Source organism: Rhizobium sp. FG113 (assembly GCF_057809895.1).
Map to the genome: position 1 here is coordinate 229,095 of NZ_JBMDKV010000007.1, position 14,422 is coordinate 243,516.

At 62.1% G+C, this 14,422-nt stretch carries 17 protein-coding genes; 1 reads left to right on the forward strand and 16 read right to left on the reverse strand.

Annotated features, from left to right (window positions below; genetic code table 11):
* Window positions 1-2: 2 nt before the first annotated feature.
* The 4 genes from ACODTZ_RS18695 to ACODTZ_RS18710 all read right to left on the reverse strand — a co-directional run bounded on the left by ACODTZ_RS18695 (window position 3) and on the right by ACODTZ_RS18710 (window position 3,347).
* The gene (locus ACODTZ_RS18695; RefSeq protein WP_066700610.1) at window positions 3-608 is read right to left on the reverse strand and encodes a DUF1788 domain-containing protein; all 606 of its coding nucleotides are present in this window, start codon (window positions 606-608) and stop codon (window positions 3-5) included.
* Window positions 608-1,210 carry a DUF1819 family protein gene (locus ACODTZ_RS18700; RefSeq protein ID WP_069709526.1) on the reverse strand — a complete coding sequence of 201 codons (603 nt, stop codon included), beginning with the start codon at window positions 1,208-1,210 and terminating at the stop codon, window positions 608-610. The genes ACODTZ_RS18695 and ACODTZ_RS18700 overlap by 1 nt, the downstream gene beginning before the upstream one ends.
* Window positions 1,207-2,109 carry a BrxR family helix-turn-helix transcriptional regulator gene (locus tag ACODTZ_RS18705; RefSeq protein ID WP_309588343.1) on the reverse strand — a complete coding sequence of 301 codons (903 nt, stop codon included), beginning with the start codon at window positions 2,107-2,109 and terminating at the stop codon, window positions 1,207-1,209. Before ACODTZ_RS18705 ends, ACODTZ_RS18700 begins: the two co-directional genes overlap by 4 nt.
* A gap of 266 nt (window positions 2,110-2,375) precedes the next feature.
* Window positions 2,376-3,347 carry a LysR family transcriptional regulator gene (locus ACODTZ_RS18710; RefSeq protein WP_075657532.1) on the reverse strand — a complete coding sequence of 324 codons (972 nt, stop codon included), beginning with the start codon at window positions 3,345-3,347 and terminating at the stop codon, window positions 2,376-2,378.
* 207 nt (window positions 3,348-3,554) lie between these two features.
* Here ACODTZ_RS18710 and ACODTZ_RS18715 point away from each other — a divergent pair, with 207 nt between their 5' ends.
* Window positions 3,555-4,184 carry a TetR/AcrR family transcriptional regulator gene (locus ACODTZ_RS18715; RefSeq protein ID WP_489027170.1) on the forward strand — a complete coding sequence of 210 codons (630 nt, stop codon included), beginning with the start codon at window positions 3,555-3,557 and terminating at the stop codon, window positions 4,182-4,184.
* Here ACODTZ_RS18715 and ACODTZ_RS18720 read toward each other — a convergent pair.
* The 12 genes from ACODTZ_RS18720 to ACODTZ_RS18775 form a co-directional block, all read right to left on the reverse strand.
* Window positions 4,179-4,400, reverse strand: a complete 222-nt coding sequence (locus ACODTZ_RS18720; protein ID WP_113944565.1) for a DUF2274 domain-containing protein — start codon at window positions 4,398-4,400, stop codon at window positions 4,179-4,181. The two genes, ACODTZ_RS18715 and ACODTZ_RS18720, sit on opposite strands and share 6 nt — an antisense overlap.
* Before the next feature lie 2 nt (window positions 4,401-4,402).
* Entirely contained in the window at window positions 4,403-5,503 is a 1,101-nt protein-coding gene (locus ACODTZ_RS18725; RefSeq protein WP_473198093.1) for a TraB/TrbI/VirB10 family type IV secretion system protein, read from the reverse strand.
* Window positions 5,504-5,532: 29 nt separating this feature from the next.
* Entirely contained in the window at window positions 5,533-6,546 is a 1,014-nt protein-coding gene (gene trbG, locus ACODTZ_RS18730; RefSeq protein ID WP_309588336.1) for a P-type conjugative transfer protein TrbG, read from the reverse strand.
* Complete coding sequence (gene trbF / locus ACODTZ_RS18735) at window positions 6,543-7,232, reverse strand: conjugal transfer protein TrbF (protein WP_020818572.1); 690 nt, start codon at window positions 7,230-7,232, stop codon at window positions 6,543-6,545. The genes trbG and trbF overlap by 4 nt, the downstream gene beginning before the upstream one ends.
* Complete coding sequence (gene trbL / locus ACODTZ_RS18740) at window positions 7,229-8,590, reverse strand: P-type conjugative transfer protein TrbL (protein ID WP_309588333.1); 1,362 nt, start codon at window positions 8,588-8,590, stop codon at window positions 7,229-7,231. The genes trbF and trbL overlap by 4 nt, the downstream gene beginning before the upstream one ends.
* 3 nt (window positions 8,591-8,593) lie before the next feature.
* Window positions 8,594-8,881 carry a putative entry exclusion protein TrbK-alt gene (gene trbK-alt / locus ACODTZ_RS18745; RefSeq protein ID WP_024707398.1) on the reverse strand — a complete coding sequence of 96 codons (288 nt, stop codon included), beginning with the start codon at window positions 8,879-8,881 and terminating at the stop codon, window positions 8,594-8,596.
* Between the two features lie 20 nt (window positions 8,882-8,901).
* Window positions 8,902-9,684, reverse strand: coding sequence for a P-type conjugative transfer protein TrbJ (gene trbJ / locus ACODTZ_RS18750; RefSeq protein ID WP_309588331.1), 783 nt, complete (start codon window positions 9,682-9,684; stop codon window positions 8,902-8,904).
* Window positions 9,681-12,188 carry a conjugal transfer protein TrbE gene (trbE, locus tag ACODTZ_RS18755; protein ID WP_309588329.1) on the reverse strand — a complete coding sequence of 836 codons (2,508 nt, stop codon included), beginning with the start codon at window positions 12,186-12,188 and terminating at the stop codon, window positions 9,681-9,683. The genes trbJ and trbE overlap by 4 nt, the downstream gene beginning before the upstream one ends.
* Before the next feature lie 10 nt (window positions 12,189-12,198).
* Window positions 12,199-12,480 (reverse strand): VirB3 family type IV secretion system protein, encoded by a 282-nt coding sequence (locus ACODTZ_RS18760; protein WP_035746326.1) that lies wholly within the window; start codon window positions 12,478-12,480, stop codon window positions 12,199-12,201.
* Entirely contained in the window at window positions 12,480-12,812 is a 333-nt protein-coding gene (locus ACODTZ_RS18765) for a TrbC/VirB2 family type IV secretion system protein (protein ID WP_009450539.1), read from the reverse strand. The genes ACODTZ_RS18760 and ACODTZ_RS18765 overlap by 1 nt, the downstream gene beginning before the upstream one ends.
* Window positions 12,809-13,801: a P-type conjugative transfer ATPase TrbB gene (gene trbB / locus ACODTZ_RS18770; RefSeq protein WP_035746328.1), complete on the reverse strand. Its 993-nt coding sequence runs from the start codon at window positions 13,799-13,801 to the stop codon at window positions 12,809-12,811. The genes ACODTZ_RS18765 and trbB overlap by 4 nt, the downstream gene beginning before the upstream one ends.
* A 146-nt stretch (window positions 13,802-13,947) precedes the next feature.
* Window positions 13,948-14,409: a ribbon-helix-helix domain-containing protein gene (locus tag ACODTZ_RS18775; RefSeq protein ID WP_015740163.1), complete on the reverse strand. Its 462-nt coding sequence runs from the start codon at window positions 14,407-14,409 to the stop codon at window positions 13,948-13,950.
* Window positions 14,410-14,422: the final 13 nt, after the last annotated feature.

A 14,422-nucleotide genomic window follows, 5' to 3' on the forward strand; every position in this document is an offset into this window, starting at 1 on the left:
GGTCAGACCTCGTAATTCATGATATTGAACGCGCGGTAGTATTTGTCGTCATGGAGCAAGCCGAACAATTCCAGCGATGCTCCTGTCGCCAGCGCGTGTGTGTATTTTCCCGGAAAGAACATGACCGTCGGGCGATCTTTCGCGGTGCTTTGCAGGTTGTTGAGTACGTTGTGCGACCTCAGGTAAGGGTAAACCTCACCTACGCCTGACAGGAAGATCACGTCGTGCGGGACTTCTTCGATGCGCCGCGCAATCTCTGGAATGAGGTGCGCCTGCGGGTCCAGAACGCCCTGCAACAGCTCCTTGAGCTCCGCCTTTTCCGTTTCGACTTCAACCTCAAGGATTTGCTCGAAGATACCCCGGTCTTCGAGGATCCTGATCGAAAGGTCATAGAGATCGATATCAAGTACGCGCACACCGGCGTGGCTCAGCCGGGCGATCAGATCCTCACGATCCTCGCCCAGGCTCAGTCCGTCTTCGGCATCAAAAGCGCAGATGAAAAAGGGAACCTCGTTTCCCAGCCCTTGCTTTTGCAAGAACCGATCGCTGGAAACTACCCTGAATAGGTGCTCGGCGCGGGCGCGCCGATCAGTTTTCGTGCCCACCATTACCCCCCATTTCCGGGAAAGACCTGCAAGTCCGCCGGATTACTCTCCTCAATCAGCCGCTTCATGCGCCCCGATAACCAAATCGGCTGAATTCTACCCTCGACGCTTATCAAACCAACTTCACGCAATATCCGAAACAAGACCTGACGCAATTTCGCGCAGGTTGAAGCTGAAAGAGCGGCGAGGCCGGGATCGCTTTCAGCCTTCTCCGCGAGAAAGCGGTCAAAGACCTCATGGCCCAGGTCGAGCCGCCATGATTGGTAGCGTTCGCTGATCACCTCGACTGCGAATTCGTGGACAAAACGATAGGTCCGGCAGACCGCCAACCACATCATCGCCTGCTGCTCGGCGCGGTCAGCCTCTACCGACAGGTAATGACGTTCGGCATCGGAGAGATGGCCTATCCGGTCGTACACTTCACGAAGCGCGCGGGTTTGCGAGGCCAGTTTGGGTAAGGATGACGCGCCCTGGGCCAGCAAACGCTCACGAGCAGATGCCCAGTTCTCACCGGGTTGATAAGCTTGAGCAATCACGATGCTCTCATTGAGCATCAGCCCGCCCACGCCAAAGGACATCCGATATTTCGCTGCGGCCACCATCATTTAGGTACCGCCCCGCTTGCTGTGTCAGCCTCATCGAATTCATGCTGCGCACGCTCAAGGGCGGCGGCAACCTCGTCTTCGTCAGCCGCAACGATATGCTGGGTCCGGGGATCACGCAGCCTAGCCCCATCAAGGAGTCCTAGCCGCTTGAGCACATAGAACAGCATGGCGTAGCGAACTGTCAGCACAGCGCGCCCGTCCGCCATGTTGTAATCCTTTGCGACCACCGCCTGCTGACCGACCGACAGATTAGGATGCGGCACAAGGGTGATATCGAAGGTTTCCTGCCACAGCCGGTCCTGTGCCGCAGCAGCACCTGGCTCGCCGAACTCGCCGAATCCAAGGACACGCGAGAGCAGGAAATCCTTGAAGCGCTCCGTCTCATGGCACCAGGCCCGCACATGCCAGCGCAGACCATCAAAGCCGAAGGCATGCGGGGTAATCCGCCGCCATGCCGGATCGGGCCGATCGCGGTTCATGGATTGGTAATGAAGGTCCAGCGACCTTTCCTCCCGCACCGCCGCCAGAACTGAACGCAGAACTTCGGTATCGACCTTACGGCGCAAAGTCAGAGCGATATCCATGTCAGGCGGGGCAGCGAGCCAGTTCGCCCCCGCGTCGGCGAAACCTTCCGCCATCGATCGGAGCCGCATGAGATAGGCGTCCGGGTCCGGGTCTAGAAACACCGGCTGAAATTCCGGGCCGGCTACGTAACGGCGAGCGCTTTTGTCATAGACCGCATTCTGCGGCGCACGCTCCTGATAATGGGTCAAGTCCTTTGACGCCTGCGGAACGGAGACGCCAAACGTATCGATCAGGTCAGAGCGATTGACACCCCCCTCCCAGAACAGGCGGAATTCGATGAACTCCAACCGCCTCTCGACACCCCATTTCAGCATTGCTCGTCCCGCCGCACTTGAAAGGATAAAAAGTATATGGGACACCTTGCGATGTCCGTATATTTTCTATTCTAACAAGCCTCAAACTGTCAAGCCCGAGGAAGGCGGGATGCGCACCGTGTCACCGTGCACAAACACGGCGGGGCAAAAGCGCTATCGAAGTCGGTCAGCCTGGACGTGGGCAGCGCCACGACATCTTCGATACCGGCACGGTCGATGTCGATTGCAGCCAATGCTACGGCGTGATCGTACAGTGCCGTCAAACCCTATTTTCGCCGGGCCAGCCCTGTCAGCGATCGTGCCAGGCTCAACAACCGCCGAGACGCCGGATTGTCGTTTTGCGCGGACCAGACCATGCTGAACGGCAGCACCTCATCCGCAAGTTCCCGGTAGGTGATCCCTGGAAACTGGGCGACGGTCGTTGCTTCGCTCGTCAGAGTGAGGCCGCGACCGAGAGCGACCAGCGATAGGATATTGTCGCGGCCGACCTGCTGAGACTGAATATCGAGGTGGCGGCCGAGACCGGCAAGGTGAGCAACCAAATAGTCGTGGATCTCCTGACCCGGCGCAACGTCACTCACAATGAACCGCTCGGAGACCAAATCGCCCCATCCAAGTTCCGGTTTGCCCGTCAAAGGGTGGTTATCGGGCAGCACCACGAAAACCTTCTCGCACCATAAATGCTCCGCCTCACAGCCATCCCATGCCGCGGTTCCCGTGATGAATGCGACGTCCAGACAAAGTTTCCGGACAGCCGCGATGTGCTCGGGCGGATTGCCGTCAATAAGGTCGACCTGCACGTTCGGGTGGCGCGTGCCGAAGGCACGCAACAGATCGAACAGAAATCCTGACGCAAGGGACGAAAATATCCCGACCTTGATCAGCCCTTGCTCCGCCCGGCCAACCGCCGCCACCTTGGTCACCCCAATGTCGATCTGGCGAAGAGCATGGCGAGCGTTGCGCAGGAATTCCCGCCCGGCAACGGTCAACCGCACCCCGCCAGCATGACGCATGAAAAGCGACGCCCCGAGTTCATCTTCGAGATCACGGATTCGTCGGCTGATGGAGGATTCCTGCACAGAAAGCGCGGCAGCAGCCTTGCGAAAACTCCCATAATCGACGGCGGCCACAAAATATCGCAACTGGTTCAGCCGGACCGCAGATGTGCCGGGTTTCCCCTCAACGACCTTTGTGAGGCTATCATCAGGCGAGGTCTGATTGTTCCCGATCACAGCCATGGTGCATCATCCGAAACAGCGTTCGGTTTCTGACGGGCACCCCGCCATCATCAACGCGAAAATCGATCTGTGTGCGTTCATCGGCTCTCCGCACATCCTCAAACTAAACGACGTTCAGTTACCGAATGCTGCTTCTTGACTTCCGGCCCGTCAACGAAAAAAGTAAATGTCGTTTAGTTTTCACGACAAGTTGCAACAGCCATCCGAATGGCCCGTCCCCGGAAAGAGCAAGAACTTGATATTGCTCGTCGCGCGATCGACGAAACGATCCGGCTGCTGTCAGAACGTGGCGACCTCGACGTACCGCTGACTGCGGTCGCGCACGCCATCGGTTGCACAGCGCCAGCGCTTTACGGCCATTTCCGCAACAAAAGCGCCTTGTTGCGCGCCGTTCGGGACGAAGGTTTCAACCAGCTCTACAGGGAAAAGCTGGCGGTCTTCCAGCAGATGCGCGGCAATCCATTCGGCTATTTGCGTGATGGCAGCTATGCCTATGTCCGCTTTGCCCTCGAAAACCCCACGCTGTACCGACTGATGTTCACACCGCCGCCACGGCTCGGAGTCAGCAATGATCCATGGTCGGGCGAAGCTGGAAGACAGATACTAAATCTATTGCTGGCGGGACTTCGCTGCTCTCAGGACCAAGGCTTTTTGCCCGGCATGGATCTGAGCCGTTACAGCTTCATGTTCTGGTCAACGGTACACGGCGCGGTGAGCCTCACCCTTCAGAACCGGGAAATGGATCAGACCGCCAAATGGGATGCGACACGAAAGGCCGTCGATACGTTGATGGAAATCATCGCCGCGACGCGCCATGACTCGCTCGGCACCTCATGAGCGAAACCTTCGGGCGCTGGCAAAGCCCCGATCTGTCGCAATGAACCGTTCCAGCATCGGCACAATCAACCTGACAGGATCGGCAGCGGGCTGGCCGGTTTCGCGAGCCAGCACTTCTGCATAGGCGGCAAGATCGCGGTGCAGCGGCCCCGGCAGTTCCACCGTCACCTTCACGGGCTTGTCTTCGATGAGGGGGCCGAGTTTCAGCTTCGTCATGGTCAGTTCCTATAAGGTTCGAGTACGAGATCGCGGGTAACGATGACCCTGACCGGGTAGCCCGGCCGGATCGTCAGGGTCGGCGCGACCTGCAACTGGCGCTGGACGATCTGTTGCCCGGCCTGATTGATGGTATCCTGCGCTCCGTCGCGGATGGCGCGGATCAGACGATCCTCGTCGTCGGTCGCCAGTTCCGTGCCGATGCCGAGCAGCGTGGACAGCCCCGCCGCTTTCATCAGATCCCACCAGTGGTAATCAACGCCATCTTCCAGCCCGGCATAGCCGGAAGCGTCCGCACCGGGCTGGCGCTCCAGCACGATGGAGCGGCCGTTGGGCAGGATCAGGCGGTTCCAGACCAGCAGCACGCGGCGCTGACCGAATTGCACACCGGCGTCATACTGACCGATGATGCGCGTTCCCTGCGGGATCAGCAGCAGACTGCCGGTCGGGCTGTCATAGACATTTTCCGTGACCTGCGCGGTGATCTGGCCGGGAAGGTCCGAGCGGATGCCGGTAATCATTGCCGCCGGGATTACGGCCCCTGCCTGAAGGATGTAGGGCGAGGCTGGCGCCATGATCCGATCCATGGCAACGGTCTGCCGTTCCACCGGCCCATTCAGAAATGCCGTGTGGCGGTCCTGTGTTGCGGGCTGGCCACCAAGGTCAAGGCCAGCAAGGCCCGGCATATTGGAGCCAGGCGTCGTCGCTGATCTCTGCCCCGACTGGAAGAACACGGTGCTAAGACGTGCGGCTTCTTCCTCGGCAAGACGTCGCTCCTCGGCAGGATCACGGGTTGGTGTTACCATATTGGGCGGCGTAACGGGTTGCCCCCTGTTCTGGGCATCCAGGATCGGGCCACCGAGATCGCCCGGCAATGCCGGCCCCAGGACCGGCCCGGTATAATCCTTCGGCAGACCTGCCAGTCCATCTGCCGTGGCGCGGTTCTCGGTCGAATAGAGTTCTTCACCGTTTCCGCTCATATCGCGCGTCTGGAGCGCATAGATCAGCGCCCCGCCGATGCCGAGGAGCGCGACGGCGCCAACACCGGCCAGCATTTTGCGCGACAGGCGCGTGACGCGCGGCGACTCGGCACGCAGACGCATCGGCGTTGGATTGGTGGTAGCCTCTTCGCTCATGACGGTTGCTCCCTGGTTTTGTCGGGCTGGGCAGCTTGCCTTTGCTCGATGCGAACGATCCTGACCATCTGCTGCTGCTTGCCGCTACCAAGACGCAACTCAGCCGCTCCGAACAGCCGATCAACGATCAAGATGTTCTGGTGAACGCGGGAATTGACGATCTGGGTCTCGCCCTCGGAACCGATGACGAAAATCGGTGGCATCTCTCCCTGCACGATGCCGCGCGGGAAAACGACATAGACACGGCGGCCATCATCGAAGACGGAAATCGGCCGCCATGGCGGCGTATCTCCGGTCAGGCCGTAACGATAGTTGCGTGCCGCCTCGATCGGGATGATGGGTGCTGCGGGAACGGTCTGGCGCTGACCGGCAGGCAGCGCCGGATAAGACCAGGATACGGACGGCATATAGAGCGCCTCGCGGGCGCGCAGCTCGATCATATAGGTGCGCCGATCGGTCGTCACCACGAGATTGGTTGAGATGTCGGATCGGGATGGTTTGACGAGAATATGGACCCGGCGCGACGTACCGCTCCCGCTCTCGGTATCGCCAATGATCCAGCGGGCGGTGTCTCCTGCCGCGATCGGTCCCGCGCCGGTCAGGCTTTCGCCCGGCTCCAGCGCAATATTGGTGATCTGGCCCGGTGCGGCATAGACCTGATAGAGCGCGCCTTCCGACCAGGGATATATTTGGATGGCGTTATAGTAACCCTCGCGGCGCGGCTCGACGCGGGCGGCGGCATTGGCGTTCTCAACCCGGCCTGCCGGTGTTCCGGCAGCGGTTCCGCCGCGTGCGACCGCCCAGGCCGGCGGCGTGTGAAGCGGCCGAGGCCGGTCATCGGTGACAGCGGTCGGCACGACGGGCAACGCTGGCACATCGGCATCATAGCTGAACTGCGGCGTCTTGTTGGTGGCGCAGCCTGCCAGCATGGTGACCGAAAGCAACAAAGCTGCAAAGGCGGGTTTACGGAAAACCGGCAAGGCGGAATTGCGGGAAGACGCGATGGTCATTGGCTCATCTCCCGCGACCATGAAATTGCATTAACGTAGATGCCGAGCGGATTGGCGCGCAGACGCTCGGCATCGCGCGGCGTCTGGATCACGATGGTCAGGATCGCGGTCCAGCGCTCGGTCGTGGAAAGCTGCCCGTTCTCATAGTGACGCTCGGTCCAGGCGACGCGGAAGCTGTCGTTCGAGGCGCGTATGACGCTGGAAACCTCGACTGCGATCTGCTGGCGGCCGACACGGGTGAACGGATCATTGGCGCGGGCATAGTCGTTGAGCGCGGCCGCTCCCCTATCAGTGGTGAACTCATAGGCGCGCAGCCAGTTCTGGCGCACGATGATGGCATCCGCCGGGATCGAGCGCGTCTGCTCGATGAAACGGCCAAGATGGAAGGCGATCTGCGGATCGGTCGGACGGTAATCGGCGGTGGCTGCGGCGACGGTCTGGGCTTGGCCGAGATTATCGACCTGCACCACCCAGGGCACGACGGTCCCTCGCGCCGATTGCAGAACGAGCGCGGCAGCGAAGCCCGCCGAGAGGATCAGCGAGCCGAAGGCCATATAGCGCCAGTTCTTGGCCTGCACGCGAGCCGAGCCGATGCGCTCGTCCCAGACTTGTGCGGCTTTCTGGTAAGGCGTCTCGGGTTCAGGCGATTTGCCGTAATGGGTCGCTGGACGTCTGAAGATGTTCATGAGCGGTCACTTTCGGAAATGTTGACGGAAGAGCCGCCGCCGTGGCTGTCACCGGAGCGGACGGCATGGGCGGCCATGGTCGTGCCGTGATTGAGCGCCTGGCGGCGGTGCATCTGCTGCGCCCATGCAGGCGGTCCGCCCGCCGGTGCGGAGGCGGGTGCGGCACCGGCCACGCTCGCACCGCCAATGGTTCCCTGCGAGGACGATCCACCGGTGACGCCGAGCCCGCCGCGCGCGCCATCGGAGAAGCTGGATTTGACGCTTTCCGCTGCTTTCGAGGCCGCTCGTTTCAGGGGCGATGCGGCGGCGGAGCCTGCCGCGCGGGCAACGCCGCCGAGGCCGGAGGCAACACCGGCAGCCCCTGACTGGCCGAGCGATCCGACACTATAGGCGACGCTCGCCGCCCCTGCCGCAGCAGCACCGCCACGGACGGCAGCAGCTCCACCCGACAGCGCCGCTGCCCCTCCCTTCGCGGCCATGCCTGCGGCAGCGCCGCCGGCAAGCATCATGCCGCCAGCGGCAAGGCCGGTTCCAACTGCTGCACCTGCGCCAAGCTGCGGGCCGCCAGAAACCAGACCGGAAGCAATGCCGGGACCGAAGATGCCGAGGCCGAGAAGGGAAAGTGCGGCCAGCACGATCGCCATTGCGTCGTCGATGGTCGGCGTCACGCCGCCGAAACCGGCCGTAAACTGCGAGAACAATGTCGAGCCGATGCCGATGATGACGGCGAGCACCAGCACCTTGATGCCGGAAGAGACGACATTGCCGAGCACGCGCTCAGCCATGAAGGCGGTCTTGCCGAAGAGGCCGAAGGGAATGAGGACAAAGCCCGCCAGCGTGGTCAGCTTGAACTCGATCAGCGTGACGAAGAGCTGCACGGCGAGAATGAAGAAGGCCAGCAGCACCAGCGCCCAGGCGAACATCAGACAGGCGATCTGGATGAAGTTCTCGAAGAACGACCAATAACCCATCATGTCCGAGATGGATTCGAGCAGCGGGCGACCGGCATCGAGGCCGGTCTGCGCCACCTTGCCGGGCCGCAGCAGATCGGCGGCGGAAAAGCTGGTGCCCGAACCTTTCAGGCCAAGACCGGCGAAGCTGTCGAAGATGATCTGGGCGAGATTGTTCCAGTTGCCGATCAGATAGGCGAAGACGCCAATGAACAGCGTTTTCTTGACCAGCCGGGCGATGATGTCGTCGTCGGCACCCCAGGACCAGAACAATGCCGCCAGCGTTACGTCGATGACGATCAGCGTGGTGGCAATGAAGGCGACCTCGCCACCGAGCAGGCCGAAGCCGCTGTCGATATAACTAGTGAAAACACCCAGAAAGTTGTCGATGACGCCGGTGCCGCCCATGGTTCACTGTCCCCCGTTCTGATGCGGAGCGGCGGGCACCGGCGTCCGGCCGAGGAACCGGTCGCGGTTCTCGGCCCAGGTGGCGAGGCAGCCGGGGTCGTTCACGGCGGCCTCGCCTAACTGCTGGCAGTGGCGCAGGCTCTGGTGCAGCGGATCGGCAGGCGCCTGAAGCGCCGGCGCCGAACGGGGCTGTGCTGGTTCGTCCTCGCGTGTCATTTCGATCACCGTCGCGGTGATGGCGATGGCCACGAATATGATCGCGCCAAGCCGGGCCAGCATCTTGCCGTCCATGTCGCGCCCCTCCTGTCCGGTCAGTTGCTGCCGTTGCCGAACATCCGGGCATTGCCGGGCTGATAGCCCGATCCCGGTGTCAGGAAACGCTCGCGTTGGATGCGGCCCTGGTCGGCGGCGGTGGCGCGCTCGGCTTCGATCAGAGCTTCGGAGCGACCATTGGCGGACATCAGCGCGATCAGGTCGGAAAGCTGCTGCGACTGGAGCGCGAGAAGCTGATTGCCCGCCTGTGTCGCCTGTAACGCGCCGGTGGCGTTCTGGCTCTGCCCGACAAGGGCGGACATTTCAGCGCGGTTGGTGTCGATATTTCCGACGACACCAGCCTGCACGCGCATGGCGTCCTGCAAACCGCCGACCGTATTCTGCCAGCGGGACCGCGCATCGGCGACGAGCTGGGCGTCGGTCGCGGACAGCGAAACCTTGCCGTATTTCTGTTGGAACATTTGATCGACGTTCTGCACGTCGAAGGCAATGTTCTGCGCCTGGGCCAGAAGCTGCTGCGTGCGCTGGACATTCTGCTGCAAAGTCTGGAGCGAGGAATATGGCAGACTGGCGAGATTCTTCGCCTGATTGATGAGCATCTGCGCTTCATTCTGAAGCGAGGTGATCTGGTGGTTGATCTGCTCCAGCGTACGTGCGGCAGTCAGAAGGTTCTGCGCATAGTTGGTCGGATCATAGACGATGCGGCCGAAGCCAAAAGCGTGAGCGGGGCTTGCCAGCATGGGCGACAGTGCAACAGGCATGGCGAGCGTCAGCGCCAGCACGGATGCACTGACATATCGGGAAACGGGGATACGGATCATGGCAGGGTCTCCTTTTCTTGGCTGTCATCTGGATGGATTTGGTCTGGCGCGACCGGCCGAGCGGGCTCTGTCCGTTCGACAAGATTTGTGAGGTTCGGGATCAGATCGACGGCCCATTCGACGCCGCGATGGCGCAGCCAGGCCGCGAGAAAACCGTCCTGCCCATGCTCGGCGACGAGTTCGGCGATACGGGTCTGATCGGATTTGGATGATGCGGCGCAGAGCGCGAGGCCGACTTCGCTGAGGCCAAGCTCGAACAGGCGATTGCCGCGCCGCGATTGGCAGTAATAGTCCCGCTTTGGCGTGGCCCGCGCGAGGATCTCGATTTGCCGGTCATTGAGGCCGAAGCGGCGGTAGATTGCCGTGATCTGCGGCTCGATGGCGCGTTCATTCGGGAGAAGCAGCCGCGTCGGGCAGCTTTCGATGATGGCGGGCGCGATATTGCTGCCGTCAATGTCCGAGAGCGATTGCGTGGCGAAGATGACGGAAGCGTTCTTCTTCCTGAGTGTCTTCAGCCATTCGCGCAGCTGGTTGGCGAACTCCTCGTCATCGAGCGCCAGCCAGCCTTCGTCGATGATGAGCAGGGTTGGCCGACCGTCGAGCCGGTCGCCGATCCGATGAAACAGATAGGACAGGACGGCAGGCGCAGCCCCAGTGCCGACCAGCCCCTCGATCTCGAAGGCCTGTACATCGGCTGATCCGAGATGTTCGGCCTCGGCGTCGAGCAACCGGCCATAGGCGCCGCCAATGCAGTAAGGGCGCAACGCCTGTTTCAGATCGTTGGATTGCAGCAGCACGGCAAGGCCGGTGATGGTCCGTTCCCCCGCCGGGGCGGATGCCAGCGATGTCAGCGCCGTCCAGATGTGCTCCTTCACCTCCGGCGTGATGATCATGCCTTCACGCATCAGGATCGCGGCGATCCAGTCAGCGGCCCATGACCGTTCATAGGCATCATCGATCCGCGCCAGCGGTTGCAGGGAAACGGAAACCTCCGATCCCTCGGTCAATCCACCGCCGAGATCATGCCAGTCGCCACCCATGGCGAGCGCGGATGCCCGGATCGATCCCCCGAAATCGAAAGCGAAAATCTGGCTGCGATCATAGCGGCGAAATTGCAGCGCCATCAGCGCCAGCAGCACGGACTTGCCCGCGCCGGTCGGGCCGACGACGAGGGTATGGCCCACGTCGCCGACATGAAGGGAAAGCCGGAACGGAGTCGAACCTTCGGTCTTGCCGTACAGCAAGGGGGGCGCTCCGAGATGTTCGTTCCGTTCCGGCCCCGCCCACACGGCCGATAGAGGGATCATGTGGGCGAGGTTGAGCGTCGAGATCGGCGGCTGCCGGACATTGGCGTAGGCATGTCCGGGGATCGAGCCTAGCCAGGCATCGACGGCATTGACAGTTTCCGGCATGGCCGTGAAGTCACGGCCCTGAATGATCTTCTCGACCAGACGCAGCTTCTCGTCGGCGATACGGGGGTCGGCATCCCAGACGGTGACGGTTGCTGTGACATAGGCCATGCCGGCGACGTCAGCGCCCAGTTCCTGCAAGGCCATGTCGGCATCGAGCGCCTTGTTGGACGCATCGGTGTCCACCAGCGCCGATTGCTCGTTGGTCATCACCTCCTTGAGGATCGCGGCGATGGATTTTCTCTTGGCGAACCATTGACGGCGGATTTTGGTGAGGAGTTTCGTCGCGTCCGTCTTGTCCATCAGGATGGCGCGGGTGGACCAGCGATACGGGAACGCGAGCCGGTTCATCTCGTCGAGCAGGCCGGGCGTGGTCGCTGTCGGAAACCCGATAATGGTCAGGACGCGCAGATGCTTGTCACCAAGGCGCGGTTCCAACCCGCCAGTCAGCGGCTGATCGGCCAGCAGCGCATCGAGGTGCATGGGCACTTCGGGCACGCGAACACGATGGCGGTTCGTGGAAATCGTGGAATGGAGATAGGTCAGCGTGCCCGCGTCATCGATCCAGTGGCATTCGGGCATGAAGCCGTCGAGCAGCGCCAGCACGCGGTCGGTGCGGTCGATGAAGCCGCGCATCAGCTCCCATGGATTGACGCCGGATTGCTCACGGCCCTCGTAGAGCCAGGTCTCGGCGCGAGCCGCATCTTCGGCGGGTGGCAGCCAGAGGAAGGTCAGGAAGTAGCCTGACACGAAATGCGTGCCCGCTTCCTCGAAGGCAGCTTTGCGCTCGGCATCGAGAAGAGCGGAGGCCGGATCAGGAAATTGGCTGCCGGGATAGGTCGCGGCTTCGCTTCGTTGTGCCTCAACAAAGATCGACCAGCCGGAGCCGAGGCGGCGCACGGCGTTGTTGATACGCCCGGCGACCGCGACCAGTTCGGCGGCAACAGCGGAATCCAGATCCGGCCCGCGAAACTTCGCAGTCCTCTGGAAACTGCCGTCCTTGTTCAGCACGACGCCCGAGCCAACCAGCGCGGCCCAGGGCAGGAAATCCGCGAGGCGGGTAGCGGTACGGCGATATTCGGTGAGGTTCATCATGGCTGCGCCCTCACACCGACAGATGACCGGGTATGCGCAGATGCTTACGGCCCACCTCGACAAAAAGCGGATCGCGTTTGGCAGCCCATACCGCGAGGAAATGACCGACCGCCCAGATGGCGATGCCAACCAGCCAGAGACGAAGGCCGAGGCCGACGGCGCCGGCCAGCGTGCCGTTGACGATGGCAATCGAACGCGGTGCGCCGCCGAGCAGGATATGCTCGGTCAGCGCCCGGTGAACCGGGATGGAGAAGCCCGGCACCGCATCGAGCTGTTCAAACCCGCCCGCCATCAGATGAGCGCCCCGCCGCCGAACGAGAAGAACGACAGGAAGAAGCTCGACGCGGCGAAGGCGATGGACAGGCCGAAGACGATCTGGATCAGGCGGCGGAAGCCGCCGGAGGTATCACCGAAGGCCAGCGCCAGGCCGGTGGCGATGATGACGATGACGGCGATGATCTTGGCGACAGGACCCTCGATCGACTGGAGGATCGACTGAAGCGGGGCCTCCCAGGGCATGGAGGAGCCGGAGGCGTGTGCGGCAGGCGCCAGCATCAGACTGATGGAAACAGTGGCAGCGGCGGTTGCCATGATGCGGCAGCCGCGTGAAATCGTGCGGATCATGAAGGGTTTCCTTTCGGGGTGGTTGCCAAAGTGATGGGATGCGTGATGGCGTAATCGCCGTCCGGCCCCAGCCCATCGACGCGGGCGAGTTCGACCAGCCGGCGGGAAGAGCCGCGTCCGGCAAGAACGGCGACGAGGTCGATTGTCTCGGCAATCAGGGCGCGCGGGACGGTGATGACGGCTTCCTGGATGAGCTGTTCGAGGCGTCGCAGCGCGCCAATGCCGGAACCGGCATGGATGGTGCCGATCCCGCCCGGATGGCCGGTGCCCCAGGCTTTAAGGAGGTCGAGAGCTTCGGACCCGCGCACCTCGCCGACCGGGATGCGATCCGGGCGCAGGCGTAGCGACGAACGCACCAGATCGGAGAGCGTCGCCACGCCATCTTTGGTGCGCATCGCGACCAGATTGGGCGCGGCGCATTGCAGTTCGCGCGTGTCTTCAATGATCACGACGCGGTCCGAAGTCTTGGCGACTTCTGCCAGCAGCGCGTTGGTCAGCGTGGTTTTTCCGGTCGAGGTGCCGCCCGCGACAAGGATATTGGCGCGCGTGGCGACGTTCAGGCGCAGCACCTCGGCCTGAGCACTGGTCATGATCCCGGCGTTTACATAGTCGTCGAGCGTGAACACCGCGACGGCAGGCTTGCGGATGGCAAAGGTCGGCGCCGTGACGACAGGCGGCAGCAACCCTTCGAAGCGCTCTCCGGTCTCGGGCAGTTCAGCCGACACACGCGGATTGCGGGCATGAACCTCGGCGCCGACATGATGGGCGACCAGCCTGACGATCCGCTCGCCATCGGCAGCCGACAGCCTCTCCCCCGTATCGGCCAGCCCTTCGGAGAGCCGATCCACCCAGATGCGGCCATCGGGATTCAGCATCACCTCGACCACAGCTGGATCTTCCAGAAACCGGGCAATCGATGTACCGAGCGCGGTGCGCAGCATCCGCGCACCACGCGCAATCGTCTCGGGTTTCTGATGTGATGCGGTCATGGCGGCCCCGTTCATGGCGGGACGCGCAAAAGACGGACCCCGGATTGGGGTCGATTAAAAGAACCTGATTTAGGGCCGTTTCAACAGATGTTTACGCGTGTGCGGGCATCGGCGGCGCAGGGCGGTAAATAGGATGGATCGAAAGTTCAGAGCTGGTTTCCATCCGCTTCGGACTGGCCTTGTGACGAAAGATCGTGAAGCGAATCGATATCCCGCGACAACTCTTTCAGGAATCTGTCGCCGGAAGCCAGGCGCTTGCCCAGCGTCTGCATGAAGCCTTCGAAGCGCTCGTTGCCCTTGATGCGTGCCGACTGTTTCGCGCTATCTGACAGCGGCGGCGTCATGGTGAGCCAGAATTGTACGAACAGCGAAAGCGTCTCGCCGAGGATGGCGACATCTTCGTCCAGCATATCGAACTGGCGGCCAAGCTTATCCAGGCGTCGCGACATTGCGGCTTCCAGCCGTTCGGTCGTGTCACCGGACAGGAAGGATGCTACCGCAGCCTCGATCACTGCGGATTTTGAAACATTGCGACGCAGCGCCAGACCCTCGACCTGCTTCAGCAGATCCGGGGAGAAGTAGACATTCATGCGGGTGCGACTCGTCATGCCTGTCTTCCTT